We start from the raw sequence: 12,465 nt of genomic DNA, 5'->3' as shown, positions 1-12,465 counted from the left end.
GCTACGACAGATGCCCCATCGTCTTCCTGTCCGCCGTCGCTCTCGCCGCTACCGTCCTCTTCTGGCTCTGAAATCAATGAGTCTGGAGCCTAGCCGCTTCCAAGCGGCGCTAGTTGAAAATCGCTCGGCTCAGCAGACCTTCGCCGCCGAGACCTACGTCGGTCACAATGACCTTTCTTGCGCGGTGGGCTGTGACATACGCGATCCCGAGCCTCTCAGCGAGCGCTTGGGATGGAAGATGGCCGAAGAGAGACCAGTTAAAGATGACCTCCTCGGTCGCGCGGAACCAAAGATCGAGCCCCAGTCCACTTCGATGAAGAATCGTGCCTGATGTGACTGAAAACTGGTTCCGGCAGTTCTGACATTGCATGGTTCATGGCGGCCCCTATCCCGCCAGCACCAACTTCGGCGCCACCTCTGTCGGCACGCTCTCGATCCGCCGCTTCCTGCGGCCCGTCTGCTACCAGAACCTGCCCGACGTTCTGCTGCCGAGGGATCTGCGCTAAGAGTTAGTAACTCAGCTTGATGTCGGATCTGAAATGTCCTGAGTCTCAGCTGCCCCGCTCGTATTACGGCAGCTGAGATAAAGGCCCGAACTCGAGGCGAAGGATGCGCCAGTTCTCTCCAAGCTAAGCCTCTGTGCTTTGTTGCGAGCCTGCCTGATCGGTCGCGGGCAGGAACCTGTAGACCGATGACCGCGCGATCCCGAGCCGCCGGGTGATGGCAGTGGGACTGAGCCCTTCTTTCCCGAGCAGCTGACGAGCCGGACATGCGCGCAGACCCCGCACTCGCGCCCGCAACGCCTAAACCAATTTGATGCCGAAAACGGCTAGTCTGTCGCGTTATTCTGCGCCTTGCGACCGCTTTGTCTGCTAGACGCCGCGGCGTCGTTGGCGCTATGCGTCAAAGTCGACGTCAAGCTCAAGAAGCGTTTCCACCTCAATGTCCGGCGCAACGCCAGACACTCCCTTCGGCGGGACCCCAGTCCGCACGAGGATCGTCTTCAGCCCGGCAGACTGACCGGCCATGATGTCCGTCTCGATCTGATCGCCCAGCATAAAGGTTTTCTGGGGATCGCTGCCAAGTATCTTCAACGCTACATGAAGCAGATAAGGCTGAGGCTTGCCGATGATCAGGGGCGCTACGCCTGAGGCGGTCTGAATTGCAGCCAATAGCGATCCTGCGCCTGGTTCGTAGCTGTCTCCATGAGGCAGCATGCAGTCGGGGTTTGTCCCGTAGAAGGACGCGCCTGCTAGAAGGGCCGACTGCGCCTTACGCAATTTCTCGAACGTGAACGCGCGGTCGAGGCCAACGACAACAGCCCTTGCGTCCTGATCATCTATCTGGAAACCTTGTGCTGCCACGGCCTCGACCAGAGAGTTTGCTCCGATGACCATAACGCGCGAGCGTGCGGGCAGGTCTGCGCATAGGCGCTTCGCCAGGACCATGGAGCTGGTGACAATCCGATCCGGCGATGCGTGAATCCCCATACTGTTCAGTTTGTCGGAAAACTCCTCGGCGGACTTGGTCGAGTTGTTCGTAACAAAAGCATAGGGCACGCCTTGTTCGTGCCAATGCCTGAACGCCCGAACGGCCGACGGGATGCGTGCATCGCCCCGATAGGTCACGCCGTCCAGGTCGCTGATGATGGCGGTGTCGCGGGGAAGCTTGATCTTCGACTGCACAAAAAGACTTTCTGTTGAGGCGGTACTGTCACGACTCGGCCGACGAGGGGTGGCACCGTCTTCTACCGATCTGCAGGGACGGAAGAGCGCGGCGACAGATCGAGCCGGATCAGGGCGCCGTTGTTGATGCTTCTGGTGTGGAGACCTGGTGTTCCGTCAAGCATGTGCCTTAGACCCGACAGCCAGGCGCCGTGGCCAAAGGCCAAGACCGGTTTGTCTGCAGTGACAACGCGTAGCTGCACCCGCTGAATGCGTTCCAAGAAATCCGCGAATGGTTCCCCCAGGGGAAGACTATGTGGGTCACTGCCCCAAAGTCCGGGATGAGCGGCCTCGAGATCGGCCCAAGTCCGCCCTTCCAACATTCCAAAGCAAAGTTCCGCAAGGTCAGGATCAGGCACGGCCGCCGGGAACCCGTGCAGCGCCGCCGTCTGCCGGGCGCGGCGCAGCGGCGACGTCAGGACCAGTTCGAAATCCCGCCCGGCCAGTTCCTTGCGGTTGGCCGCCAGCGCAGCCAGATCGTCCTCGCCCAGTGGATCGTCCAGGTCTATGTCCCGCCGCCCTTGCAGGCGAGCCTGGCTGTTCCAGGGCGTTCGAAAATGGCGGATGAACCAGAGCTGCCCCATGCGTCAATCTTCGAGCAGAGCGGCGCTTTGGCTGTCGATCGTAAGTTTCACCTCGGCTCCCGCGTCGAAGGGCGGGTGACCTGTCGCATGAAGCGTATCGACGATCAACTGTCCGTCCGGTGTGTCGATCAGATAGCGGATCTGGCTGCCCAGAAACTCGCGGTGGCTGATCTTTCCCGGCACGCCCTCGCCCGAGCCTGACACGCGAATGTTCTGCGGCCGCAGGACGATGCGTTTCGCGTTTGCGGACGGGTTTGCGACGGCCAGGCGCTGACCGCCCCTTGTGATGAAATGCGTTCCGTCATGGGTGCCGTCCAGCACGTTCGCAGTGCCGAGAAAGCCCGCGACAAAGGTATTCGCGGGATAGTCGTAGAGCTGCTGCGGCGTCCCGATCTGCTGGATCACACCCTTGTCCAGCACGGCCATCCGGTCCGAGGTGGTGTTCGCCTCTTCCTGATCGTGGGTCACGAAGATCGTTGTCAGGCCCAGCTTGCGCTGAAGGGACAGCAGCTCGCGGCGCATCTGCACCCTGAGGGCTGCGTCGAGGTTGGACAGCGGCTCGTCAAGCAGCAGCACCTGCGGCTCGATGGCGATGGTCCGGGCCAGCGCGACGCGCTGCTGCTGGCCGCCCGACAGTTGTCCGGGCATCCGGTCGGCCAGATGCAGAAGGCCGACGGTCTCCAGCGCGGCCTCGACCTTGGGCGCGATCTTGCTTGCCGGCATCCGCCGTTCTTCGAGGCCGAAGGCGACATTCCGTCTAACCGACATATGGGGCCATAGCGCATAGGACTGGAAGACCATCCCGACATTGCGCTTCCAGGGCGGCAGGGTGGCGACGTCACGGTCTCCGATCAGGATGCGACCGCGCGGCGTCGGCCCGAAGCCCGCGATCGCGCGCAGCAGCGTTGACTTGCCCGAACCGGACGGCCCCAGGAAGGCGAAGAACTCGCCCGGTTCGATCACCAGCTGGATGCCTTCCAGAACCTTCGTATCGCCAAAGGACAGGTGCAGGTCCTCGATCCGGATGCCCACTTTGGATTGTGTCATTTGTCTGTCTCCGAAACTCAATGCTGGTCGCTGATCGTGGACTGGCGGGACCGCTCGCGCTCGATGATGCGCTGCGAGAGGTAGGTGCCGAGAGCCACGATAACGACCGCGAGAATACCGAGTGCCGCGCCTGGTCCACGCCCGGCTGGGGACTGCATGTAAAGATAGATGCCATAGGCCAGCGGCGCGTCGGACGAGCGGCCAACCAGCATGATCGTCGCGGACAGCTCGACAGCGGCAGTTGCGAAGCTGGTGACGAAGCCGGCAAGGATCCCGCCTGTCATCAGCGGCACCACGATACGGCGGATTGTGCTGGTCCGTGACGCTCCAAGGCTTTCCGCTGCCTCTTCGAGCGACAGCGACACCTGCTGCAGGGCCGCCATGCAGGCGCGCAGAGCGTAGGGAAGGCGACGCACGGCGAGTGCGATGATGATGATGCCCCAGAAGCTGGACATCTGGCCCAGCCCGAAGGGCAGCTGGATGCCGTGGAACATCCGCAGATAGCCGATCCCGAGCACGACGCCTGGCACGGCCAGCGCTGCAGTTGCCATGTAGTCCAGCCACTTCCTGCCCGTCAGGCCGGTTCGGATGACAATATAAGCGATCGCGCAGCCGAGCACGACGTCGATCAGCGCGGCGGTGCCCGCGTAGATGATCGTGTTCCAGACATATTGGGTGGATTGGGTGAAGATCGTCCCGAAATGCTGGACCGTAAAGCCGTCGGGCAGTGGCGAGAAGGACCAGATCGTCCCGAAGGCAAGCAGCAGCAGGCCAATATGCGGTGACAGCACCAGCGCAAGGATCAGAAGGATCGTGGCCCAGGCCAGCCATTTCTCACGGGTGTTCAGGTCGCGCCGCGAAAGCCCGCCCCCGCCCTTCTGCACCGTTGCATAGTCCTTGCCGCGCATGAAAAGGAAGGACGCCCACAGGGAGAAGACCGAGAACACCACCAGGATGAAGGAAATCACGTAGCCCATGGGATCGTTGATCCCGACCCCGGTGATCCGCAGATAAGCCTGAGGCGCGAGCATGTTGTTCACGTTCAGCAGCAAAGGCGTGCCGAGGTCGTCGAACACCTTGATGAACACGAGCGCCGCGCCGGCCAGATAGCCGGGCATTGCCAGCGGAAAGACGATCCGCCGAAACATGCGCATCCCGTGCGAGCCCAGGTTCTGGGCGGCCTCTTCCATCGAGCGGTCGATGTTGCGCAGAGACGCAGACAAGTTGATGAGAATGAACGGGAAGTAGTGGATCGACTGGACCAGGATGACGCCGTTCAGCCCCTCCATGAATGGGATGCGAAAGCCGAAATACTGATTCAGAAGCAGGTTGACCGACCCGTTCCGGCCGAACAGCAGCGACATTGCCACTGCACCGACAAAGGGCGGCATGATCAGCGGGATGATCCCAAGCGCCTGGATCGCAGCCGTGCCCGCAAAATTGAAGCGCGTCGTAATATACGCCAGGGGCAGCGCGATCATCGTCGCGACCACAACCGACATCGCCGACACGTAGAACGAGTTCACGAAGCTTTCGCGAAACAGGGTCGTGTTGAAGAAGTCCTGGAAGTTCTGAAAGGTAAACGCGCCGGTCCGCGCGTCCAAGAACGCAACATAGAGCACCTGAGCAACCGGAAGGATCAGGAAGGCCATCAGGAAGATCGCGATCGCGATGCCGGCCACGGCCGCACCCGACAGGTTTGGAAAAAGCGTGAGTCGGCGTCTTGGGCTGTCGGTGATCGCTGGCATGGTGTCCTCAAGGCATCACGTGAAGCCGCGCCGCCAAGGGCGGCGCGAGACTGGTTCGGCGATGACGAGTCAGTTCAGCGCAATGGCCTGCTCGGCCAGCTGACGGGCCTTCGCATAGTTCTCGACAGCGAAGCGGTCCCATTCCTGCTCGATCTCGGCCTGACGGCCGACGACCTCGGTCGCAGGATCGGCGCGCGAGACGGTGAAGGCTTGAGTATAGCTGGGATCGAGCGCCTGCTCTTCGCTTATCGGCATGGCCTCGATAAGAGCCCGCGCCTCAGCGATCAGCGCGGCGGCTTCCTCATTGCCCGACTCCGCCTGCGCGGCCTCGGCGCGCTGCACGGCACTAACCGCGGCGCGCAGGTCATCCAGCCGGTAGGTAACCAGAACGTCGAACAGCGAATTCACCAGCTCATAGCGCATGCCTGATTTTTCCACGTCGAACTCGATTGCGCCGGGCGCGAAGTCTTCCGAGAAGGGGTTCGGGAAGCCCTCGGGTGCGTCGGCATAGGCATCGGGGTTCACGGGCAGGCGCATGATGGCGGGCTCAAGAAGCACCTTCTGCCCTTCGGGCGACAGGACAAACTCGACAAAGCGTTTGGCTCCGTCCTGGTTTGGCGCGTTCTCGATAATCCCGATATTGGCGGGCACGATCGCGGTGACACTGGGATAGACCAACTCGACCGGGAAGCCCGAGGCCTTGGAGGACAGGCCGAAGAAATCGATCACGATCCCGAAGCCGGTCGCACCCGAGTTTACAGCATCCGGAACGCCGAAGCTGCGTTCGGTCACCGTATTCATGTTGCCCGAGATCCATTTCCAGGTGGCCCAGCCGTCGTCCCAACCCTCGCCCTGCAACACGGTCTCGACCGTCAGGTGGGTCGTGCCCGAGCGCGAGGGTGAGGACATCGCGACATGGCCGTTGTATTCGGCGCGTTTCAGATCCTCCCATTCCTCGGCGATGGGCAGTTCGTTCGCTTCAACATAGCGCGTATTATACATGATGCCGTAGCCGGACGCCGCGAAGCCGAAATAAGTCCCGTCGGCATCATGGACCGGATAGCCGCCGATCATGTCGGGTATGCCCTCATATTGGACATCCACTTTTGCCAGCAGCCCCTGCTCCTTGAGGACCTCGAACGCGTCGGGCGCCGAGGCCCACATGATGTCGGTGGTATTCGAGCCGCGGGTTTCCTGCAGATACGAGACCGCCGCGTTGGTGTTGCGGTTGACAACCTCCAGCGTCGTGTCCGGATTGGCGGCCTCGAAGGCAGCCTTGAACGGGTCAGTCAGATCCTTGGAAAACGAGGTAACAACCGTCACGGTATCTGCGAAGGCCGCAGCCGAGGTCATCATCAACGCAGTTGCGCTGAGCTTGAGAATCTTGTGCATGTCTCTCCTCCCAGAGGCGCGGGCGGGCGTGTCCCGGCCGAAGCCTGGGAACTGTGCATCATGCACAATGGCCAATCAAGCCATTGTTTTACAACGATTTATGTGTCGAATTCGACACGCGGCCTGGGTCAGTATCGACCCATATCTGATCCTACAACATGCGGTGGTGACGCAGGCGCAGGTAAAGCCGCTTTCGTGGAATCCCCAAGAGCTCTGCCGCATCCGACTTGCGCCCACCTGTCTGGATCAGCGCGGAGCGCAGCAGGCGGGCCTCGAAGGAAGCCATCGCCGCATCATATCGTGGGGTATCGCCTGTGCCCCCCACGGGCGCGGGCGCCAATGCGTCGTCGAGGCCGATCACCAGACCCTCGGCATAGTTCCGTGCCTCGCGCACATTGCCGGGCCAAAGGTGGTCGCCAATCCGCTGGCGCAGGCTGTTGTCGAGATGGGGCCTGGGAAGGTCGTGACGCCGTGCGGCCTCGGCGAGAAAATGGTCGATCAGAAGAAGCGCATCCTCGTCGCGATCACGCAGGGGCGGCAAGGCGATCGCGGCGTTGAAGCGGTGAAAAAGATCGAGCCGCAGCCTGCCCTCTTCGATCAGAGCCTCGGGCGGGCGCTTCACGCTGGCGAGCACCCGAAGCTCGACGGGACGCGGCGCGGCGCCAAGGGGGGTGATCTCGCGCGTCTCGACGACACGCAGCAGGCGGACCTGAAGCCTGTCTGGCATCGCCTCGAGCTCGTCCAGATAGAGGCTGCCGCCTTCCGCCCGTGCGACCAGCCCCTTCGTGTCGCTGGTGCCGAAAAGCTCGCGATCAATTTCGGCCTCGGTCAGTGCGCCGCAGTTCACCGCAACGAAGGGGCCGGCGGCGCGCGGCGACAGATCGTGCAGCAGGCGCGCGGCCAGTTCCTTGCCCGTGCCGGTCTCGCCGGCGATCAGCAGATCCAGATGAAGCCCCGCCAGCGCGCGCAGCCGCTGCCGCACATCCTGCATGACCGGGGATCGACCGATTATCCGCTCGTCGATTCGCGTCTGGCGCAGCCGGGCGTTCTCAAGATGCATGTCCCGCATCGCCTGCGCGCGCCGCAGGGCGGTCAGCATCAGCTCGGGAGAACAGGGTTTCTCCAGGAAATCGTAGGCCCCGGCACGCACCGCGCGGATCGCGACGGGAATGTCGCCATGCGCGGTGATCAGGATGAAAGGCACGTCACGCGCCAGGCTTTGCGCCTGTTCGAGGAATTCGAGACCGGAAAGCCCCGGCATTCGCAGATCAGAGAGGATGACGCCGGAGAAATCGGGCGCCAGCGCCCTCAGCGCAGGCGCAGCGCTGTCGAAGGCGTGAACGCGAAAGCCCTCGCGCTCAAGCGTTTCGGCCGTTGCCTCCCTGAGATCGGCATCGTCCTCGACCAGCATCACCTCGGCCATGTCACGCCGCCGCCTTCCATCTGTTCAGACGCAACCGGACCTCGGCTCCGCCGCTTTCACGTTGCTCGATCTCGAGATTACCGCCCATGTCCTGCATGATGTTGAACGCAATGGACAGCCCCAGACCCAGCCCTTTGCCGACATCCTTCGTGGTGACGAAAGGGTCGATGAGACTCTGGCCGGCATGTCCACCCAACCCGACCCCATTGTCGCGGATGACAAGCTCGACCGCGTCGGAGCCGAAAATATCCAAGGTGATCAGCCCGTCCTCGTAAGGGCTCTCGCGAGCTTCTATCGCATCGAGTGCGTTCCCGAGGACGTTGAGCAGGACCTGTTCAATGAGGATTTCGTCGCCCGACACCTCGATCCCCTTCAACGCGGCGGACCGAAAGCGGACGCGCTCGTTTTGCCAGCGGTGGTCGAGTAGCTCAACGGCCGCCGCCAAGGGTTCGGACAGATCTACACGAGAGTTCTGATGCTCCGAACGGCGCGCGATGCGACGCAGGTGCCCGACGGTGCGCGTCATACGGTCCAAAAGACCTTCGATCCTATGGATGGCGGGCTCGGCGTCGGGATGGGCGGCGCGCAGATTGTGAAGGCGATGCCCGATCGCCGCCAAAGGCTGATTGATCTCATGGCTGATCGCCGCCGACATCTGCCCGAGCGCCGCCATCTTCCCGGCCTGCACCAGTTCGCGCTGCGTCTTCTCCAGCCGCTCCACGGCCTCGCGACGCTCTTGTATCGAGACACGAAAGACATCGACCGCAGCAGCCATGTCCTCGATCTCGTCTCGTCGCGTGGAGTCGACTGCGGGCCAGGGCAGGTCGGAAGTGCCGCGGGCGATGCGGACGAGATCGGCGGACAGCTTCTCGATCCGAACGAGGATGCGTCGATGGATGAACACCGCCACTATGACTGCGGTGGCCAGCGCGCCGACAAGGGTGGCGGTCCCCAGCCACAGGGAGCCGCGCAGGATTGCAGATGCCGCAGCATCCGCCCCGCGCTGCGCCGAAATCCGTTCGGACAGGCCCATGCCCGTCAGCAGCGTCTGCATCTCTGCGAGCCCAAGCTGCGCGGTCTGAAGTCGGGTAAGAGCCTCGCTTCGCTGGTCGAGGCGCTGCTGGACCTGCGCGAAGATGCTCTCATCGCCGGTCGCAAGCGCCTTCAGCCGCTCAAGTGCGTCGATAAGCAGGGCAACATCAACACGAGGGGCAAGGTTCAACTGCCCCAGGCTCAGCTGGTCCAACGTGTCGCGCCCAAGCGCCCGTGTCTGTTCCAGCATCTCGGCTGAGTTCGTGGATTGTGCCTGTAGCAGAAGCGCCGTCAGGGTCGCCGCTTCGGAGCCCAGTTGCTGCACGCGATCCCGCAAGAGCCAGCCTTCTGACAGCGACTGCTCGACCTCGCTGCGTGGGCCGAGGCCGGGCGAGTCGATCATGACCGCCAGTTGCGTGTCGAGATTGAAGGAGAGATCGCTGAGGATGCCTTGAACCTGATCCTGGACATCCGCGTGGGCCCATCTCAGTTCTGTCCCGGCACGCGCCTCTGCCTGCGCCATCTGATCCAGGCGCGCGCTGATCGCAATGAATTCCCTTAGCGCCTGCTGGAGCGAGCGGGTCGCGGCCTTCATCCTTTCCCGCGTCCGCTCGCGTTCGGGTGCGGCGGTCCAAACAGGCGAGGCAAGAACCTCATCAACGGTGGCCGAGGCGGTTTCGACTGCTCGGCTCATCATGTCCAAGCTGGTCGTGGGTTCGGCAACGATCTGCATGGTGAGGGCGGCCAACTGACCGGTCGCTTCGGCAAGTTCCCCGGCCAGCGCGACGGCCGGGATGCGATCTTGCGCCAAATCCCGGAAGTCGCGCTCGGCGGTCAGCATGACAACCATGCCGGTGGTCAGGATGCCGATCGCGACGATCAGGATTGCGACAAGGGCGGCCACCATACGGAACCGGATCGTGCCCCGGCGCGTCATCGCTCTTCGAGATCCCGGATAAGCGCCTCTACTTCGCTCAGCGTGGCATAGGACCGGGTGGCCCATTCGAGGACCGTCGCTTGTTCGGGCGCGGCGTGGCGGGCCTGCTCCTCGCTCAGCGGCATCAGGGTCAGCAACCGCCGGACTTGCGCGATTTCTGCAGCGTGCCGTCCCGGAAGGCGGCCGAGCCGACGCCAGAGCTCTCGCCGAAACAGCAGATCTCGCGCGACGAATGCCTCGAAGAGATGATTGACCTGCCAGTAGCGGCTTGCCGCGAGCTTCGGATCGTAAAGTGCCTGCTCGGAACTCAGCGCGGCCTTGACCGTGTCAGAGAACTGGGGGGCATCTGCCTGAACGCGGGGATCCACCGGAATGCGCATGATATCCGGGTGCAGCAGGATGCGCTGCCCGTCTTCCGAAAGAACGAAGCCGACGAACTTGTCCGCCGATTCCGGGTGCCGCCCGCCTTGCAGCGAGGCGATCCGCGCCGGAATGAGCGTCACGGGCGTTCCATAGCGAAAGTGCAGATCGTCTCTGGTCAAGGCCAGAAAGTCGATGGTCAGGCCTATCCCAAATTCTTCTTTTTCCACCCCGTCCAGCACGCCGAAGCTGCGAGCGGAAATGGTGTTGAGCTGACCCGCGAGCTCCAGGACCCACGCCCATCCTTCCTCCCAGCCTCGCTGCTGCAGAATCGTCTCCAGAAGCGAATGCATCGTCCCCGAGCGCATCGGGTGCGACATGGCGATCTGACCTGCGAAAGCCGGGCTAAGCAGATCGTCCCAATCCTCGGGCACCAGATCGTCGCGGGAAACATGCCAGGACCATCCGAGTGCCGACATGGCGAAATCCGCATAGGGTCCTCGGCCCTGATCGAGCAGGCGTCCCGCCTCATCAAGCACAACGAACGCCTCCGGGGCCGACGCCCAGAACAGGTCGAAGCGGCGCTGATTTCCGGCAATCATCTCGCTGACGGCGGCGGGGGTGTTCTTGTTCAGCACCCGGACGCGGATGTCCGGGTGTTGCCGGGCAAAGGCCTCGATCATCGGCTCGACCACTTCTTCCTGATACGAAGTGATGATACGAAGCTCTTCCGCTGTGGCAGGTCCGACAAGGCAGAAAGCCGCACCCAGCAGTGCGCTCCATTTGCCTGCGACGCGGGCAACGTGGCCTCCCATCGACATGTCCTCCACGATGCTAAGTTACAACACGCAGAGGATCATGGGACAACCTCGTTACCACATCGTTCGTGCCGCACGACGCGGCCACTCGGCATCATAGGTCGCGCCGTCAAAACTGCCGTCTGTAATCTCCTTCAGCATGTCGCCGATGCTTGGCAAACCCGCCGATGCGTCACCGCTGGTCCACAAGCCAGAGCGGATCAAGGCCCTCGCGCATTGTGAGTAAATCTCGCTTGCACGAATGGCAATGACGGTCCGTGGACGCTTTCCCAGGCGCTCGAACTGGCCGCACAGGGACTGATCGGGTGAGAGCTTGGCCAACCCGTTGACGCGTATCGTCGTATTGGAACCAGGGATCAGGAACAGCACGCTGACACGGCCGTCGCGGACAATATTCCGCAATGAATCGAGTCGCTCGTTTCCCTTCCAGTCCGGAAGCAGCATGGTGCGGTCGTCCTGGATGCGAACGACAGGACCTTCATCCCCTCTGGGGCTGCAGTCGGTGCCCTCGGGGCCCACAGTTGCAAGAACACAAAAGCGGGCGCGTTCGATATGAGCGCGATACCCGGAAGTGAGATGCGCCGTTACCTTTATCTGCGAGGCCTCGCCCGGAGAGCCATAGTGACCGTGCAATTCCTCCAGCGTCTCAAGCCACTTTGGCATCGAAAAACCCCTTCACTGATCTGCTGTGTATTGCGTATTCAGTCCCGGCATCTAGTGGATCGGGTTGAGGATGAATCTGTCTGGCTCTGAGGTCCAGACTTTGCAGATGAATTCGCAGGGTGTGAGGCCGCTCAGCGTCTTGGAGCCCTGCGGGATCAAGCGGCCTGAGGGTTGCACCCGGCGATTTCGGCCCTTTGCAGCCATTCGGTGAGGAGCGGTGCTGCACGGCAGCTCTCCCGTAAGCTGCCACTCGGGCAGGATCCGCTGTGCTACTAATCTAACACCGGGGGCTTCACCCTGGTGCTGACCTCGGTTGCTCCTGCGTCTTCCGCCAGCAGCAGGGTGAAACCCAGGACAGCCGGGTGGGCGCGCAGCGCGTCGGCGAGCCGGTCGCGCTCTGCAGAGCTGGGCCCCCATGTCGCGGCGCTGAAGGTCGTGCTGCGTGCCTGCGCATCGAAGCTCTGGCTCAGGGACTGGTCACGCAGGCCATGCGACTGCAACAGCCGGCGCAGCGCGTCCACGTCGAGCCCTTCTCCATCCCGGATCACGACTGTCAGCCGCAGGCCGCTGCTGCGCGGCAGGATAGCATAGAGGATCCGCAGACCGACCAGAACCAGCAGCGTCGCGGCCGTGCCGATCAAGGCCAGCCCGAACATGCCCACACCATAGACGATGCCCAGTGCGGCACTGATCCACAACGAGGCGGCCGTGGTCAGCCCGTGGACGGAAGGGCCTTC

12 protein-coding genes are annotated in these 12,465 nt (G+C 62.7%); 2 read left to right on the top strand and 10 right to left on the bottom strand.

The annotated features are described in order from the left end of the window. Both KTN05_RS16450 and KTN05_RS16445 read left to right on the top strand, forming a co-directional pair. Nucleotides 1–331, top strand: a 331-nt coding sequence (locus KTN05_RS16450; RefSeq protein WP_217330471.1) for a hypothetical protein, incomplete at its 5' end; no start/stop codon positions are given. 37 nt (nucleotides 332–368) lie between these two features. Beyond that, a complete protein-coding gene (locus tag KTN05_RS16445; protein WP_305799909.1) occupies nucleotides 369–506 on the top strand; it encodes a hypothetical protein in 138 nt (45 codons plus the stop codon). A gap of 390 nt (nucleotides 507–896) precedes the next feature. Here KTN05_RS16445 and KTN05_RS16440 read toward each other — a convergent pair whose 3' ends face one another. From KTN05_RS16440 to KTN05_RS16395, 10 genes are all read right to left on the bottom strand, one after another. After that, a complete protein-coding gene (locus tag KTN05_RS16440) occupies nucleotides 897–1,685 on the bottom strand; it encodes an HAD-IIA family hydrolase (RefSeq protein ID WP_217330470.1) in 789 nt (262 codons plus the stop codon). 62 nt (nucleotides 1,686–1,747) lie between these two features. Then, nucleotides 1,748–2,308: a histidine phosphatase family protein gene (locus KTN05_RS16435; protein WP_217330469.1), complete on the bottom strand. Its 561-nt coding sequence runs from the start codon at nucleotides 2,306–2,308 to the stop codon at nucleotides 1,748–1,750. Between the two features lie 3 nt (nucleotides 2,309–2,311). Further along, complete coding sequence (locus tag KTN05_RS16430) at nucleotides 2,312–3,355, bottom strand: ABC transporter ATP-binding protein (protein WP_217330468.1); 1,044 nt, start codon at nucleotides 3,353–3,355, stop codon at nucleotides 2,312–2,314. Between the two features lie 17 nt (nucleotides 3,356–3,372). Further along, on the bottom strand, nucleotides 3,373–5,103 hold the full coding sequence (locus KTN05_RS16425; RefSeq protein ID WP_217330467.1) for an iron ABC transporter permease: 1,731 nt from the start codon (nucleotides 5,101–5,103) through the stop codon (nucleotides 3,373–3,375). Between the two features lie 69 nt (nucleotides 5,104–5,172). Then, nucleotides 5,173–6,561 carry an ABC transporter substrate-binding protein gene (locus KTN05_RS16420; protein WP_371823396.1) on the bottom strand — a complete coding sequence of 463 codons (1,389 nt, stop codon included), beginning with the start codon at nucleotides 6,559–6,561 and terminating at the stop codon, nucleotides 5,173–5,175. 85 nt (nucleotides 6,562–6,646) lie between these two features. Continuing rightward, nucleotides 6,647–7,918, bottom strand: coding sequence for a sigma-54 dependent transcriptional regulator (locus KTN05_RS16415; protein WP_217330466.1), 1,272 nt, complete (start codon nucleotides 7,916–7,918; stop codon nucleotides 6,647–6,649). Nucleotide 7,919: 1 nt separating this feature from the next. After that, a complete protein-coding gene (locus tag KTN05_RS16410; RefSeq protein WP_254368300.1) occupies nucleotides 7,920–9,857 on the bottom strand; it encodes an ATP-binding protein in 1,938 nt (645 codons plus the stop codon). A 26-nt stretch (nucleotides 9,858–9,883) separates the two neighbouring features. Continuing rightward, nucleotides 9,884–11,062 carry an ABC transporter substrate-binding protein gene (locus tag KTN05_RS16405; RefSeq protein ID WP_254368299.1) on the bottom strand — a complete coding sequence of 393 codons (1,179 nt, stop codon included), beginning with the start codon at nucleotides 11,060–11,062 and terminating at the stop codon, nucleotides 9,884–9,886. Nucleotides 11,063–11,119: 57 nt separating this feature from the next. Continuing rightward, nucleotides 11,120–11,728: a pyridoxamine 5'-phosphate oxidase family protein gene (locus tag KTN05_RS16400; protein WP_217330464.1), complete on the bottom strand. Its 609-nt coding sequence runs from the start codon at nucleotides 11,726–11,728 to the stop codon at nucleotides 11,120–11,122. 272 nt (nucleotides 11,729–12,000) lie between these two features. After that, nucleotides 12,001–12,465: MgtC/SapB family protein (locus tag KTN05_RS16395; RefSeq protein WP_217330463.1), on the bottom strand; the 465-nt coding region annotated here is incomplete at its 5' end.

Origin of the sequence: Paracoccus sp. Z118 (assembly GCF_019061185.1) — a bacterium.
In the GTDB taxonomy this organism is placed as follows: Bacteria; Pseudomonadota; Alphaproteobacteria; order Rhodobacterales; family Rhodobacteraceae; genus Paracoccus.
The sequence above is the reverse complement of the archived record's forward strand: the minus strand, read 5'-3'. Positions and strand labels throughout refer to the sequence as shown.

What these genes read in the sequence shown, in the direction of transcription:
- KTN05_RS16445 (WP_305799909.1), top strand. Translation starts at nt 369, where the DNA reads ATGGTTCATGGCGGCCCCTATCCCGCCAGCACCAACTTCGGCGCCACC.
- KTN05_RS16435 (WP_217330469.1), bottom strand. Translation starts at nt 2,308, where the DNA reads ATGGGGCAGCTCTGGTTCATCCGCCATTTTCGAACGCCCTGGAACAGC.
- KTN05_RS16430 (WP_217330468.1), bottom strand. Translation starts at nt 3,355, where the DNA reads ATGACACAATCCAAAGTGGGCATCCGGATCGAGGACCTGCACCTGTCC.
- KTN05_RS16425 (WP_217330467.1), bottom strand. Translation starts at nt 5,103, where the DNA reads ATGCCAGCGATCACCGACAGCCCAAGACGCCGACTCACGCTTTTTCCA.
- KTN05_RS16415 (WP_217330466.1), bottom strand. Translation starts at nt 7,918, where the DNA reads ATGGCCGAGGTGATGCTGGTCGAGGACGATGCCGATCTCAGGGAGGCA.
- KTN05_RS16410 (WP_254368300.1), bottom strand. Translation starts at nt 9,857, where the DNA reads ATGGTGGCCGCCCTTGTCGCAATCCTGATCGTCGCGATCGGCATCCTG.
- KTN05_RS16405 (WP_254368299.1), bottom strand. Translation starts at nt 11,062, where the DNA reads ATGGGAGGCCACGTTGCCCGCGTCGCAGGCAAATGGAGCGCACTGCTG.
- KTN05_RS16400 (WP_217330464.1), bottom strand. Translation starts at nt 11,728, where the DNA reads ATGCCAAAGTGGCTTGAGACGCTGGAGGAATTGCACGGTCACTATGGC.